This is a genomic window from Arthrobacter globiformis (assembly GCF_046536215.2).
Classification (GTDB): domain Bacteria; phylum Actinomycetota; class Actinomycetes; order Actinomycetales; family Micrococcaceae; genus Arthrobacter; species Arthrobacter globiformis_E.
On record NZ_CM143421.1, the window covers coordinates 3,393,212 to 3,407,995 of the forward strand.

Consider the following 14,784-nt stretch of genomic DNA (forward strand, 5'->3'; position numbering starts at 1 on the left):
CGCACTCAGGTGCGGGAGGGTTCTTCCTTTGGCGGCAGGTACCGACGGAGCGATTGGGGAAAAGCGGCAGGAGCTGAGAGAGCGTTGGATGTAAGGCGGCAGGAGCTGAGAGAACGTTGGATGTAAGGCGGCAGGAGCTGAGAGAGCGTTGGATGTAAGGCGGCAGGAGCTGAGAGAGCGTTGGATGTAAGGCGGCAGGAGCTGAGAGAGCGTTGGATGTAAGGCGGCAGGAGCTGAGAGAGCGTTGGATGTAAGGCGGCAGGAGCTGAGAGAGCGTTTGGGCTCCGCGACGCTCGATCAGATCCTGCAAGGAATTCCCCGACGCTCGATCAGATCCTGCCGGGTTTTTTGAAACGCTTCCTCACGTGTTGCGTCGGCGGCGAAGGGGCGTCGTTTCGGGCGCCGTGAGGCAAATACAGAACGATCGGTATTCCTAATGTGTATTGCTCAGGAAAGATCGCTTTATCTTAAGGGACGCGAGGCTCATACTGATGAATAAGACGATCCAATCGCACTGAAAGAACGAGGAAAGCCATGACCAACACCGCAACGGATCACCGCGTGCAGGCAGGCAAGGGCGCCACTGTATCCGGCGCCGTCGCCACCCCCTCGGCAGGGTCCGACGTCGCTGAAGCGACCGCTCTGGCCACCGACGCAATCGCCCTCGTCCGCCACTGGCTGACCGAAGCCAGCAAGGTTCCCGTGGACGCCTCCGCCGAGCAGCTCGCCGGTGTTCTCAAGGACCCGAACGGCCTGGACTTCACTGTGGGCTTCGTCGACGGCGTGGTCCGTCCCGAGGACCTGCACGTCGCCGCCCGCAACCTCGCCGCCCTCGCCCCGAAGGTTCCCGCCTTCCTGCCCTGGTACATGCGCAGCGCTGTCCAGGTGGGCGGCCGCATGGCCCCGGTCCTGCCGCAGGTCGTCATCCCCGTGGCCCGCAAGGTCCTCCGCGAAATGGTGGGCCACCTCATCGTCGACGCCACCGACACCAAGCTCGGCCCGGCCATCGCCAAGATCCGCAAGGACGGCATCAAGCTCAACGTGAACCTGCTCGGCGAGGCCGTGCTCGGTGAGCACGAGGCGTCCCGCCGGCTCGAGGGAACCCACACCCTGCTGGCCCGCCCGGACGTGGACTACGTCTCCATCAAGGTGTCCTCCACCGTGGCGCCGCACTCAGCCTGGGCATTCGACGAGGCGGTGGAGCACGTCGTCGAGAAGCTCACTCCGCTGTTCGCCCGTGCCGCTTCCTTCCCCAAGCCCAAGTTCATCAACCTGGACATGGAGGAGTACAAGGACCTGGACATGACCATCGCGGTCTTCACCCGAATCCTGGACAAGCCCGAGTTCAAGAACCTGGAAGCCGGCATCGTGCTCCAGGCCTACCTCCCCGACGCCCTCGCCGCCATGATCCGGCTGCAGGAATGGGCAGCCGCCCGCCGCGCAGACGGCGGCGCGGCCATCAAGGTCCGCGTGGTCAAGGGCGCCAACCTTCCCATGGAGCAGGTGGAAGCCTCGCTGCACGACTGGCCGCTGGCCACCTGGGGCACCAAGCTTGACTCGGACATCAACTACAAGCGCGTCATCAACTACGCGCTGCACCCGGACCGGATCAGCAACATCCGGATCGGCGTCGCCGGCCACAACCTGTTCGACATCGCTTTCGCGTGGTTGCTGGCCAAGCAGCGCGGCGTCGAGTCGGGCATCGAATTCGAGATGCTGCTCGGCATGGCGCAGGGCCAGGCCGAAGCCGTCAAGAAGGACGTCGGCTCCCTGCTGCTCTACACACCCGTGGTGCACCCGGCCGAATTCGACGTCGCCATCGCCTACCTGATCCGCCGCCTCGAAGAGGGCGCCAGCCAGGAAAACTTCATGTCCGCCGTCTTCGAGCTCAGCGAGAACGAAGGGCTGTTCGAGCGTGAAAAGCAGCGCTTCCTGTCCTCCCTGGAAGAGCTCGACGACGAGGTGCCGCCGCCCAACCGCCTGCAGAACCGCAGCCACCCAGCAGAGCTGATGCCGCGTACCGGCTTCCAGAACACCCCGGACACCGACCCGTCCCTGCCCGCCAACCGCGACTGGGGCCGGGCCATCCTGGACCGGGTGCCGACGTCGACCCTGGGCAACGCCTCGGTTGAGGCGGCTACCATCAGCGACGCCGACACCCTCAACACCGTGATCGCCACGGCTGTTGAGAAGGGGAAGGCGTGGGGTGCGCTGTCCGGTGCCGAACGCGCCGAGATCCTGCACCGCGCCGGCGACGTCCTCGAGGCCCGCCGCGCGGAGCTGCTCGAGGTCATGGCCAGCGAGACGGGCAAGACCATCGACCAGGGCGACCCCGAGGTCAGCGAGGCCGTGGACTTCGCCCACTACTACGCTGAGTCCGCCCGCAAGCTGGACCAGGTCGACGGCGCCACGTTCGTTCCGGCGAAGCTCACCGTGGTGACCCCGCCGTGGAACTTCCCGGTGGCCATCCCCGCCGGTTCCACGCTCGCGGCGCTCGCCGCGGGCTCCGCCGTCGTGATCAAGCCGGCCAAGCAGGCCCGCCGCAGCGGTGCCGTGATGATCGAGGCTCTGTGGGAGGCAGGCGTTCCGCGTGACGTGCTCACCATGGTGCAGCTGGGTGAACGCGAGCTCGGCCAGCAGCTGATCTCCCACCCGGCTGTGGACCGCGTCATCCTCACCGGCGGCTACGAGACCGCCGAACTGTTCCGGTCGTTCCGCAAGGACCTCCCGCTGCTGGCCGAAACCAGCGGCAAGAACGCCATCATTGTCACCCCCAGCGCTGACCTGGACCTCGCCGCGAAGGATGTTGCCTACTCCGCCTTCGGCCACGCCGGCCAGAAGTGCTCCGCGGCCTCGCTGGTGATCCTGGTGGGTTCGGTGGCCACCTCCAAGCGGTTCCACAACCAGCTGATCGACGCCGTGACCTCCCTGAAGGTGGGCTACCCGCAGGATCCCACCAGCCAGATGGGCCCGATCATTGAGCCGGCGAAGGGCAAGCTGCTCAACGCACTGACCACCCTCGGCGACGGCGAGAACTGGGCGGTTGAGCCCCGCAAGCTCGACGGCACCGGCCGGCTCTGGAGCCCGGGCGTGCGCTACGGCGTCAGGCGCGGCTCCTACTTCCACCTGACCGAATTCTTCGGTCCCGTCCTCGGCGTCATGACCGCGGACACCCTGGAAGAGGCCATCGCCATCCAGAACCAGATCGAGTACGGCCTCACCGCCGGCCTGCACTCCCTCAACACCGACGAACTGGGAGTGTGGCTGGACACGATCCAGGCCGGCAACCTCTACATCAACCGCGGCATCACCGGCGCCATCGTGCAGCGGCAGCCGTTCGGCGGCTGGAAGAAGTCGGCAGTCGGCGCCGGCACCAAGGCGGGCGGGCCCAACTACCTCGCCGGCCTCGGCGACTGGACCAGCGCCGAAAGCACCCAGGGTGCCGCGGCGGGCATCGCCAACCGCAGGGTGCAGCGCCTCCTCGACGCCGTGAAGGGCGAACTCAGCACAGCCGACACCGAAGCGCTGCAGCGGGCGCTGGGCTCCGACGCCCTCGCCTGGGCGGACGAATTCGGCACCGCCAAGGACGTCTCCAACCTCAGCGCCGAGCGGAACATCTTCCGCTACCGTCCGCTGCCGGTCACCGTCCGGCTGTCCGACGGCGAATCCCTCCGTGCGCTCGTCCGGACAGTAGCCGCCGGCGTACTTGCCGGCGCCCCGGTCACCGTTTCGTCCGGCGTCGAACTTCCCGCCCAGCTGCGTGCGGTGCTCACCGGGCTGGACATCCCCGTGACGGTGGAGGACGACGCCGCGTGGCTGGCATCCGCCGGCCGCCTCGCCGCGGCGGACAAGCTGTCCGGCGGACGCATCCGCCTGATCGGCGGCTCCGCTGCCGACCTGGCCGAAGCGACCGGCGGCCGGCCGGACCTGGCCATCTACGCCCACGAGGTGACGGAGGCCGGCCGCATCGAAATGCTGCCGTTCCTGCACGAGCAGGCCGTCAGCATCACGGCCCACCGGTTCGGCACCCCGAACCACCTCTCCGATTCACTGATCTAGGGTCTCGCTGAACCAGCGAGTCTCACCAGACAAAGAGAACGGGCGGGCACCCATAAGGTGCCCGCCCGTTCTCTTTGCCTGTTGCTGCTTAACCCAGATACCAGCCGGGTGGTGCCCACGATGCCGGGACGCTGTGTGCGGAAAAGTCCTCGCAGCGCGTGCAAGTGTACGCGACTTCGCCCAGCTTCCGAACGGTGCCGTCCTGGCGGTGCTTGGGCGGCACGAAGGACTCGAGATAAATGAACTCGTCAGTTCCGCACTTTTCGCAATTGGGCTGGCCGACGTATTCGGCGTCCATGGTCATGGAGTGGCGGGTATAGCGGGGGTTTGCGGCTGTGGTCACGGCGTACCTATCCCGGACACACGGGCTTCATTGCCAAAGCATGTCCGTTTTCGAAACCTGTGTGTTGACAGCCGCTGCATGACCGCAACATTCACAGCATAAGCCAACTGCGAACCGTTATCAATCATTTTCCGGCCGCAGCCCGCCTATACAGGCTTCTTCAGCGTCCTGCCCATGATGGCCTGGGTCAGGGCGTCAATGACCTCCGCGTTCGCCAGCGGGTTCCTGATCAGCGTGAAATCGACGTCCCCCACCGGCGGCAGCTCGAAGCGGCGGGTGATGATTTTCAGGTCCTCCGGCACCAGCGAGGACGGCATCACGGCCACCCCGATCCCGGCGCGGACGGCCGCCAGCACTCCGCTGATCTGCTTGGTGGTGCACGTGATGCGCCAGGTCCTGCCCACGGATTCGAGCGCGTCGATGGCAAGCTTGCGGCTCAGGCTCGGTGCGGGATAGGCGATCAGCGGCACGGGATGGCCAGGTTCCAGGGCGGTCTGTTCGAGGCCCACCCAGGAAAAGGTGTCGTGCTGGACCACGGTGCCGTCCTTGGCGCCGGCCACCCACTTCACGAAGACGAGGTCCAGCTGCCCGGAGTTCAGGCGCTTGTACAGCTGGTCGCTCTGGCCGACCGTGAGCTCGAGGTTGATCTGCGGGTAGATCTGCCGGAACTCGCGCAGGATCCGCGGCAGGCCGGTGATGGCGAGGTCGTCGGCCGTGCCGAAGCGCAGGCGCCCGCGCATGGCCGAACCGGAAAAGTAGCGGGCGGCGGCGTCGTGGGCGGCGAGGATGCTGCGGGCGAAGCCGGCCATGGCGTCGCCGTTGTCCGTCAGGCTGACGTCCCTCGTGTCCCGGCTGATGAGCGTCCGTTTGGCGGCGGCTTCGAGCTTGCGCACGTGCTGGCTGACCGTGGGCTGGGCCAGGCCCAGGCGCTCCGCCGCCTTGGTGAAGCTCAGCGTTTCGGCCACGGCGAGGAAAGATCGGAGCTGGGCCGGTTCGAACATACGCCCTCCTCGACGGCGTTAGTCATTACGTTCAGCAATGATAGTTATAGGAGCAATAGTCTTCCACAATCAGAAGTGCGGGCCATAGCGTTGAGGGCATCCCCCATCGGACCGCTCAGCTGAGGAATCTCCTGTGACACCCCCACCGCCGCCACTGGCCACCGTCACCCAGCCCGTCGCCGTCGTCAGTGAACGCCTTCCGTGGCGTCACACCTTCATCTCGCTCCGGGTCCCCAACTTCAGGCTATTCGCCGCGGGCCACTTCATTGCCGTCATCGCCATCTGGATGCAGCGGATCGCCCAGGACTGGCTGGTGCTCCAGCTCTCCGGCTCCGTCACCGCCGTCGGCTTCACCGTGGCGCTGCAGTTCCTGCCCTCACTGCTGCTGGGCCCGTGGGGCGGGATGGTCGCGGACAGGTTCTCCAAGCGCAAGATCCTCATTCTGTGCCAGTCCGCCGCGGCTGTCCTGGCCGCTGCGCTCGCCGCCCTGTCGCTCACGGGGAGGATCGAGGTCTGGCACGTCTACGCCATCGCGCTGGTCCTGGGCCTCGTCACCGTCCTGGACCAGCCGGCCCGGCAGGTCTTCGTCCACGAACTGGTGGGCCCCCGCTACCTGCGCAACGCCATCAGCGTGAACTCGACGACCTTCCAGCTGGGCGGGCTCATCGGTCCGGCGATCGCCGGGGTGCTGCTGACCGCCGTCGGTGCCGGCTGGGCCTTCGCCGCCAACGCCGCGGCCTGCGGCTCCACGGTGGCCATGCTCCTGCTGCTGCGCCGGGACGAGCTGTTCGTCAGTTCGCCGGCGCCCAAGTCCAAGGGCATGCTGCGTGAAGGGCTGCGGTACGCGCTGAGCAAGCCCACCATCTACTGGCCCTGGCTCATGGTGGGGTTCATCTCCGTTTTCGCCATGAGCCTGCCGGTGCTGCTCGCCGCCTTCGCGGACCGCGTGTACGGCATCGGCGCGGGCGGCTACGGGATGCTGAATGCGCTGGTGGCCCTCGGGGCGCTGACCGGCGCGGTCGCGTCCACCCGGCGGCGGCAGCTCCGGCTGCGGTCGGTGGTCCTGGCGGCCGGCATGTACGGGCTGATGCTTTGCCTGTCCGCCGCCGTCCCCACCCTGCCGCTCTTCGGCGCCGCACTGGTGCTGTCCGGGTTCTGGTGCCTGATGTTCCTCACCGCGTCCAACCAGCTGGTGCAGACCAGCTCCAACATGGGCATCCGCGGCCGGGTGATGAGCCTGTACATCATGGTGCTCATCGGCGGCCAGGCCCTCGGCGGGCCCATGATCGGTTTCATCGCCGAGCACCTGGATCCGCACGCCGGCCTGCTGGTGGCCGGCGGGGTACCGGCGCTCGCCGCGGCGACTGTCGCCGTCGTGCTTGCCCGCAAAGGTGAGTTGACGCTCAAGGTGGACCTGCGGAGCCGGCGGGGACTGCTGCGGGTGGTGCGCCGCGCGGCGTAGGGCCGGGGTCTCAAGGGTGGTCTGGAGCGGCTGACGGGAATCGAACCCGCGTATCAAGCTTGGGAAGCTAGCGCTCTACCATTGAGCTACAGCCGCAGTCGCCCCGGAAACTGCCCGGGGCAGAACCTAGCTTAGCGCAGTTGTACCGTGACCCCGGCCATCTGGATCCCGAGTCGGGGCGCGCCGGCAAACGCTGCCGAAATTGGCTCCCGTAACTGTTCGGTAAAGGCCCCGGCGGTGCGCGGCTCAGCATCGGCGAGGGTGACTATCCTGAATCTCGTTAGCTGCAGTAAGGGGAACGGGCTACGCAAGGCAGGCCCGACGTCGGAAAAGGATCCCCATGGCACGTGCAGAACACGAGGTCCTCGTTGCGCGCGACGCCATGACGGTCTGGTCCTTCCTCCTGGACGGCGCGAATCTGCCCAGATGGCAGGCCGACGTCCGGAGCGTGGGGCTCAGTTCGGGCAGCGCCGGCAGCGTGGGGGCCAGGTACCAGGTCACCGTTGACGGGCCCCATGGCCGTCCGGTGGCGCGCGATTACGAGATCACCCATGCCCGGCCGGGCGCCGAAATCCAGTTCCAGGTGGTGGCCGGTCCGTCCCTCCTGCGCGGCGGTTTCTACCTCAGCAGCGAGAGCGCCGGGACGCGGGTGCGGTTCGCACTTGAGGCCCCGACGCTCGGCTTCTGGAGCTTCCTCCGGCCGGCATACCGGCGCCAGCTCCGGGCCGCGGTGGGACAGCTCGCCAAGCTGCCCGCCGTCATCGAACAACGCACGACGGCGGACTGAGACTTCCGCTCGCCCGCGTGGAGTTTTTGTCCACATATCGCGAGTTAAAGGGCCTCTAACTCGCGATATCTGGACAAAAACTCCAAGGAGTTGGTGGGATGGGCGCTTATTGGGCCAGCTGCTGGCCCGCCCACATGCCGGGGACGGACGACGGCGGTGACAGGACTCCGCCGTCGAGGTTCCAGTACTGCACGGGGCCGGCTTGCCCGGCGATGCCGGTGCGCTGCAGGACCAGGCCGGTGGAGTAGGCGCCGGTGACGCCGTGCAGTGCGCGGATGGCTGCCACGTCGCCCCAGCCGCTCGCGACCAGTGTCCGGGCTTCGGCTTTGGGGGACGGGCCGCCGGAACCCCGGTAGAGCAGAACTGTGCCGTCGCCCTGGCGGGCCAGCAGGTCCTGGAACCCGTCGCCGTCGTAATCCACCATGGCGAGCCGGGTGGCGGCGATGCCCGAGGCGATGAGGGTCCGCTGGATCAGGTCGCCGGTGCCCCGGTTGGGGTAGAGCCAGAGGCTGCCATCGGCGTCGAGGGCCAGGAGCTCGGGAAGCCGGTTGGTGGAGCACCACCCGCCGACGGCAAGGGTCATGCCCGCCCAGCCGGATTGCCCCAGCGTGACCGGCGGCAGGAACCCGCCCGCGAGCTGCCCCGGATACAGGGTGAGGCGGCCGTCGGACCACTGCGCGAGCACGTCGAAAACGCCGTCGCGGTCCCAGTCGGTAACGAAAACCTGCCGGGCGGCCGCGAAGCCGGAGCCGATGGTTTCGGGCGGGCCGAACTGTCCGGTGCCCAGACCGGGCCGGTTGATGAGCTGCCCCGCCGCGTCCACCGACACGATGTCCCCGGCGCTCCTGATGGCGGCCGTGGCCAGATCCAGCGTGGGCGGCATGTGCTTCACCAGGGGCTCGCACACATCGGTCGGCTGCACGGGACCCGGGGTGCTGGCACCCGGAGCAGCCGTGGTGCCGGCGGGCAGGGCCGTGTAGCCGAAGAAGTTCACCACGCCCCACATGGTGTAGCGGTTGGGCGTCGTCTGCCAGTTTCCGTCGGTGAAGGTGATGCCGATGCCGACGACGTTGAACCGCGGGTCCGTGAGGATGGCGTTGTGCGCCGGCGAATTCTTCCACCACTCGACGAGCTGGGCGGCGTCGCGGTCCCAGCGGACGGCAATCACCTCGCCCGCGCCGTTGGTGGGGCTCAGGGCGCGGGCATCCGTCCAGAAGTTGGCCCGGTGTTCAATGACCTCCCGGGACGCAATGCTGTCAGACCACTCCTGCGCCATGCCGGCAACGGTCGCGTGGTACTTGACTGCGGGAAGGCCCAGGGACGCCCGGTAGGTGTTGATGGCGTTGAAGACGGAGGCCACCTGGGCGGCGTTGCTGTCCGGCACCAGGGCCTGCGGTGTCAGCAGGCCCTTTGCAGCGGCGCCTTGGCCCGTCCGGGCCGTGTCTTTCGGTGCGGCGTAGTGCGGTGTGGCGAAGGCATCGGCGGGAGCGGAAAGCGGCGGAATGGAGGCCGGCTCCGGCGGGCCCTCTGCTGCGGGTCGGGTGGTCAGGGTTGGAGCAGGCTGCGCGGGTGCGGGCTGTGCGGGCGAGGGCTGAGTGATGTGGCTTGGCGCGGCGGGCCCCTCCTGGGCGGTGACGGCGGCCGGTACCGTCGCCGGGGCCGGGAAAGTGGCGGCCGCCGGGGTCCCCGTCCCCGTCCGTGTCGCGGCGTGCGGGGCGGCGTCAGCAGCTCCGGTGAGTGGGAGCCCCGGTGAGGGTGCCGCGGTGGCCGGCCCGCCGCCGTCGGGCGTTGTCCTAGGCTGCGCACGGGCGGCGTTCACGGCGGCAGCCGTGGCGGAACTCCTGGCGGTTGCCATGGTTGGCAGGCCGTTGGCCGCGGGCGTCGCCAGCGCGAGGGCGCAGGCGAGTGCAACAGCGGCCTTGGCCGCAATCCTGTTCAAAATATCCCCAGCTCTATTTCTGGCCGTGTGACGTGAGACCGCCAGCCTGATTGTTCACGCAACACTAGCGGCAGGGCAGGGGAGCGGCAATGGTATTTTTGAGGGTGTGCTGATCTCTGACCGCGACATTCGTGCCGAAATTGATTCCGAACGGATCGTCCTCGATCCGTACGAAGCCGCGATGGTCCAGCCGTCCTCGGTGGATGTCCGGATTGACCGCTATTTCCGGCTGTTCGACAACCACAAGTACGCCCACATCGACCCCGCCGAAGAGCAGCCCGAGCTGACCCGGCTGGTGGAGGTGGAGGAGGGCGAACCGTTCATCCTGCACCCGGGCGAGTTCGTGCTCGGCTCCACCTATGAAACCGTCACACTGCCGGACGACATCGCGGCCCGCCTCGAGGGCAAGTCCTCGCTCGGCCGCCTCGGACTGCTGACGCACTCAACGGCCGGCTTCATCGACCCCGGCTTCTCCGGGCACGTCACGCTGGAGCTGTCCAACATGGCCACGCTGCCCATCAAGCTCTGGCCGGGCATGAAGATCGGCCAGCTCTGCTTCTTCCGGCTGACCTCCGCCGCGGAGTTCCCCTACGGCTCCGGCGAGTACGGCAACCGCTACCAGGGCCAGCGCGGACCCACCGCCAGCCGCAGCCACCTGAACTTCCACCGGACCGACATTTAGCGGCCTCTTTTTGCGCCGAGAGGTGAGATCTCGACGCTTTGCGGCCTCGTAAGCGTCGAGATCTCACCCCTCGATGGCGGAGCGCGCGCGTCACCTCTCCTCCACACTGTGGATAACCGCGGGGGACCTGCCCGGACGTGCACACAATGGCGCATGAGAAAGCCGCCGCCGCTGCCTGGCCTGCTCGCCGGCAGGTCGTTCACGCTCGATGAGCAACGTTCCGCTGATGTTGCCGCCCAGCGCGCCTGGCGCAGTGACCTTCGGGTGGCAAGCCGCGGGGTCCGCGTTCCGTGGGGCGTCGAACAGGATTTCGCGCATACCTGCCGGCTGCTCTCCGGACTCTGTCCGTCGACTGCCTGCTGCCTGGGGACCGCCGGACGGCTGTGGAGATGCCCGCTACCTTGGAGTGTGCAGACTGACTTGCGGGTGCACTTAGCCCGGTTCGACGGCGGGAACCGCCCCGTGCGCAAGGGCGTTGCCGGCCACCGGCTCGACTTGCTGGACACCGACCTCACGGAGCTCGACGGCATTCCCATCACGGTCCCGGCGCGGACATGGCTGGATCTCGCAGCCATTCTTGGGCTCGAGGACCTGGTGGTGGCGGCCGACTTCTTCATCTGCAGCCAGTCCCGAAGCTTCGGCCCGCGGAAACCGGCCCTGTGTTCCATGGCCGATCTGCAGCAGCAGGTGGAGCGCGGCAGCGGTGCGCGGGGAATCCGCAACGCCAAGACTGCGCTGGGTCTGGCCAGAGTGGGAGCTGACTCGGCACCCGAGACCCGGCTTAGGCTGGCGCTGGGCAGACTTCGCTTACCCGAACCGGTGTTGAGCTATGTGGTCATGGATGAAACCGGCTGGGAGTTGGCTTGGCCGGATATGGCCTTCCCCGGGTACAAGGTGGCCGTGAACTACGACGGCCGGCACCACCTCGAACTGCGCCAGCGCGAATCAGACATCCGAAGGGACGAGTCCATCGCGGCGATCGGCTGGACGTCGGTGACGATCACGGCGTCGCAGGTCAGGACCTGGGGCTTCGACGGATGCGCCCAGCGCGTGCTGGACGCGCTGGTCCGGTGCGGATGGCGCGCCGAGAGGTGAGATCTCGTCGCTTAGCGGCGTCGAAAGCGTCGGGATCTCACGTCTCGATGCCAAGGGCCCGACGCAGCTCAGGCCCGGACGGGTTCCGGCCGCGCTGGGCGGGAGAACTTCTTGACGAGGGGCTCGACGTAGCGGGCAGCAAGCGGGCCCATGACCGCCATGATGAGAACGTACGCCGTGGCGAGGGCGGCGAGCTCGTCCGTGACCACGCCGGACGTCACGGCGAGGCCGGCGATGACGATGGAAAACTCGCCGCGTGCTATCAGCGCGGCCCCGGCGCGAAAGCGGCCCGGCCGCGCGATGCCGGCACGCTTGGCGGCCCACACTCCCGTGATGATCTTGGTGGCGGCTGTAATAACCGCCAGGACAAGCGCCCACGCCAGCACCGGCGGAATGGAGGTGGGGTCCGTGTTGAGTCCGAACGCCACGAAGAAGATGGCGGCAAACAGGTCCCGCAGCGGTTCAAGGATCCGTGTTGCACTGTGGGCCGTGGCGCCGGAGATCGCGATGCCGAGCATGAAGGCGCCTACCGCGGCGGACACCTGCAGCACCGCCGCCACTCCTGATACCAGCAGCGCGGCCCCAAGGAGGTTCAGCAGGAAGACCTCAGAATTCTCGCTGTGCACGGCTTTGGAGACGTGGTGCCCGTGCCGGAGGGCGACCAGCAGGACCACGGTGACCACAGCCAGCGAGACGCCCACGGTCTGCAGGCCGCCCAGGAAGCTGACCCCGGCAAGCGTGGCGGTGAGGATCGGCAGATAAATCGCCATGGCCAGGTCCTCGAAGACCAGGATGGAGAGGACGACCGGCGTCTCGCGGTTACCGATACGGCCAAGGTCCGTGATGACCTTGGCCGCGATGCCCGACGACGATATATACGTGACGCCGCCCATAACCATGGCGCCCACGACTCCCCACCCGAGAAGGGCAGCCAACGCGGCGCCGGGAATGAAGTTCAGGACGAAGTCGAGGATGCCGGCCTTCCACGATCTGCGCAGGCCCGTCACGAGCTCCGTCGCCGTATATTCCAGTCCGAGCATAAGCAGGAGCAGGATGACGCCGATCTCACCCGAGAGGTGGGAGAACTCCTTCATGCCGCTCAGCTCCACGACGCCACCGGCGCCGAAGCACAGCCCGCCCACGAGATACAGCGGAATGGGGGACATCCCGATCCGACCCGCCAGCCTCGCCAGCAGGCCGAGGCAGAACACAACTGCCCCCAGTTCGATGAGGGACAGGGCCACGCGGTCCATGAGGGTCAGCCGTTGCGCAGGATGTCGGCCGCAGCGTCCAGCCCCTCTTGCGTGCCGACGGCGACGAGCAGGTCGCCGGGGTGAAGCAGGAGGTCGGGACCCGGCGAAGGAATCACCTCGCCTTCACGCATGATCGCCACAATCGAAACGCCGCACCGTGTGCGGATGCGGGCTTTGCCCATGGGCTGGTTCTGGAACGGGGAGTCCGCGGCAATGGAGAATTGCCGGGTGGCGATGCCGGGAACTTCCCGGTGGGCCTCGGTCAGTGTCATGGCAATGTGCTGGCCTCCCAGCAGGTTCCCCAGGCAGGCCGCTTCCTCGCCGGTCAGCGGAATCGAGGCCTGGCACGTGTCCGGGTCATCCCACGTGGACACGAACAGCTCGGTCTGGCCCTCGCGCAGTTCCACCACCCCGATGCGCCGGCCGGATGCTGTCATGAAGTCCTTGCGCCTGCCCAAGCCCGGGAGGTCTGTCTCTTCCATGTACATAACATCAGCCTAGTCCGCGAACCTGCGATTTCGATTGAATCTGCGGGGCCCTGCCGGGGGCTTAAGTGTACGTTCGCGCCCGCAGGCGGGGCTTAAGTGTACGTTCGCGCTCAGGACTGAGGGACGAGCAGGGGCGGGGCCGGTCAGGACTGCGGGACGACGGCGATCTCGGCTTCGCTCGGGGCCTTGACCGGCAGCAGGACCAGGAGCCCCGCGAGCAGCACCACCATGATGCCCAGGATGCCCCAGCGCTGCGCTTCCCCCTGGGCCACCAGGGGAGTGGCGACGGTGATGCACAGCGTGAACAGCGCAGGGGCGAGGAAACTGACCGCGCGGCCGGTGGTCGCGTACAGGCCGAAGAGTTCGCCGGATTCGCCCTGCGGGGCCAGCCGGGCGAGGTAGGCGCGCGAGGAGGACTGGGCAGGCCCGACGAACAGGCATAGGAACAGGCCGAAGACCCAGAATGTCGTGGCCCCGGACCAGGCCACGCCGAAGAACGTGTGGTTGTCGTTGCCGAGCACCAGGATCACTGTCCCGGCTGCCAGCAGGCCGGTGAGGGATCCGATGATCACGGTCTTGGGCCCCACCCTGTCGTCCAGGAAGCCGCCGATGATCGCGCCCACGGCTGCCACGATGTTGCCGAAAATCGCGAAAAAGATGACCTGCGGCAGTGCGAAGCCGAAGGTGCCGGCCGCGATGATCCCGCCGAAGGTGAAGACCGCAGCCAGTCCGTCCCGGAAGATTGCACTGGCCAGCAGGAAAAAGATGGTGTGCGGGCTGGTCCGGTAGATCGCCTTGATCCTCCGCGCCAGCAGCCCGTACGACGCCAGGAACCCGAGCCTCGCCGCGCGCTTCGGTTTGGGCAGCTCCGGCACCGCGAACATGACCGGCAGCGCGAAGATGAAGAACCACAGGGCGGAGAACACCGCCACCAGCCGGATGTTGAGGCCGTCCTGCGTTGAGGCGCCGAACCACTCGAAGTGCGGCTGCACAAAAAGCTGCAGCACGATGAGCAGGGCCACGATGCCGCCGAGGTAGCCCATGCCCCACCCGAACCCGCTGACCTTGCCGATGTTCCGCGGCGTCGAAATCTGCGCCAGCATGGCGTTGTAGTTGACGCCGGCGAACTCGAAGAAGATGTTGGCCAGGGCGATCAGGGACACCCCCAGCAGGAGGAACTCCGGCCGCGGAAACACGAAGAAGCACAGTGCTGTCAGGACCGCGACGGCGGCCGTGTTCACTCCCAGCCAGAGCTTGCGTCGGCCGCCGGTATCGGACCGCTGGCCCGTGACGGGCGCGAGCAGCGCGATGGCCGCCCCCGCAATGGCCAGCGCTCCGCCGAGCACCGCCGAGGCGCGGTCTTCGCCGCCGAACGCCTGGGACGTCAGGTAGACCGTGAAGACGAACGTCGTCATGACCGCGTTGAACGCCGCGGACCCCCAGTCCCACGCCGCCCAGGCCAGGACGCGGCCCTTGCTGGAGGCCTGCTGGCCTGCTTCAAGGTCCGACGACGGCTGCGTCGCCTCGGATGCGGCTGCGGAGTTCATAGGCCGATGCTATCCGCCCGGAGCGAACATGGAACGGAAACTCTCCCGCAGACTGGCGAAACTTGCCTTCCGGCCCGCCATCACTGGGAAAACTGTCATTACCCCCTTGATAAACTGTCGGAACCGAA

General features: G+C 67.4%; 11 protein-coding genes and 1 tRNA gene. 5 read left to right on the forward strand and 7 right to left on the reverse strand.

Translation table 11 applies throughout. The features are described 5' to 3' along the window. Window positions 1–534: 534 nt before the first annotated feature. Window positions 535–4,059: a bifunctional proline dehydrogenase/L-glutamate gamma-semialdehyde dehydrogenase gene (locus tag R5O87_RS15240; RefSeq protein WP_410556207.1), complete on the forward strand. Its 3,525-nt coding sequence runs from the start codon at window positions 535–537 to the stop codon at window positions 4,057–4,059. An 88-nt stretch (window positions 4,060–4,147) separates the two neighbouring features. Here R5O87_RS15240 and R5O87_RS15245 read toward each other — a convergent pair whose 3' ends face one another. After that, complete coding sequence (locus tag R5O87_RS15245; protein ID WP_387098981.1) at window positions 4,148–4,402, reverse strand: hypothetical protein; 255 nt, start codon at window positions 4,400–4,402, stop codon at window positions 4,148–4,150. 146 nt (window positions 4,403–4,548) lie between these two features. Then, on the reverse strand, window positions 4,549–5,403 hold the full coding sequence (locus tag R5O87_RS15250; protein ID WP_331570848.1) for a LysR family transcriptional regulator: 855 nt from the start codon (window positions 5,401–5,403) through the stop codon (window positions 4,549–4,551). Window positions 5,404–5,536: 133 nt separating this feature from the next. Between R5O87_RS15250 and R5O87_RS15255 the strand changes: the two genes are divergently transcribed. Further along, window positions 5,537–6,865, forward strand: coding sequence for an MFS transporter (locus R5O87_RS15255; RefSeq protein WP_410556208.1), 1,329 nt, complete (start codon window positions 5,537–5,539; stop codon window positions 6,863–6,865). Between the two features lie 22 nt (window positions 6,866–6,887). On the opposite strand, the gene R5O87_RS15260 is transcribed toward R5O87_RS15255, so the two are convergent. Next, window positions 6,888–6,961, reverse strand: a tRNA-Gly gene (locus R5O87_RS15260). 244 nt (window positions 6,962–7,205) lie between these two features. Between R5O87_RS15260 and R5O87_RS15265 the strand changes: the two genes are divergently transcribed. Continuing rightward, window positions 7,206–7,652, forward strand: coding sequence for an SRPBCC family protein (locus R5O87_RS15265; protein WP_410556209.1), 447 nt, complete (start codon window positions 7,206–7,208; stop codon window positions 7,650–7,652). 106 nt (window positions 7,653–7,758) lie between these two features. Here the strand turns inward: R5O87_RS15265 and R5O87_RS15270 are convergent, their stop codons facing one another. Next, on the reverse strand, window positions 7,759–9,591 hold the full coding sequence (locus R5O87_RS15270) for a CAP domain-containing protein (protein WP_410556210.1): 1,833 nt from the start codon (window positions 9,589–9,591) through the stop codon (window positions 7,759–7,761). Between the two features lie 106 nt (window positions 9,592–9,697). Between R5O87_RS15270 and dcd the strand changes: the two genes are divergently transcribed. Then, entirely contained in the window at window positions 9,698–10,273 is a 576-nt protein-coding gene (gene dcd / locus R5O87_RS15275) for a dCTP deaminase (protein WP_003803277.1), read from the forward strand. 420 nt (window positions 10,274–10,693) lie between these two features. Next, window positions 10,694–11,368: a hypothetical protein gene (locus tag R5O87_RS15280; RefSeq protein ID WP_410556211.1), complete on the forward strand. Its 675-nt coding sequence runs from the start codon at window positions 10,694–10,696 to the stop codon at window positions 11,366–11,368. Between the two features lie 68 nt (window positions 11,369–11,436). On the opposite strand, the gene R5O87_RS15285 is transcribed toward R5O87_RS15280, so the two are convergent. The 3 genes from R5O87_RS15285 to R5O87_RS15295 form a co-directional block, all read right to left on the reverse strand. Continuing rightward, complete coding sequence (locus R5O87_RS15285) at window positions 11,437–12,621, reverse strand: cation:proton antiporter (protein WP_410556213.1); 1,185 nt, start codon at window positions 12,619–12,621, stop codon at window positions 11,437–11,439. Between the two features lie 5 nt (window positions 12,622–12,626). Beyond that, complete coding sequence (locus tag R5O87_RS15290; RefSeq protein WP_410556214.1) at window positions 12,627–13,109, reverse strand: cation:proton antiporter regulatory subunit; 483 nt, start codon at window positions 13,107–13,109, stop codon at window positions 12,627–12,629. 143 nt (window positions 13,110–13,252) lie between these two features. After that, window positions 13,253–14,656 carry an MFS transporter gene (locus R5O87_RS15295; protein ID WP_410556215.1) on the reverse strand — a complete coding sequence of 468 codons (1,404 nt, stop codon included), beginning with the start codon at window positions 14,654–14,656 and terminating at the stop codon, window positions 13,253–13,255. Between the last annotated feature and the right edge of the window lie 128 nt (window positions 14,657–14,784).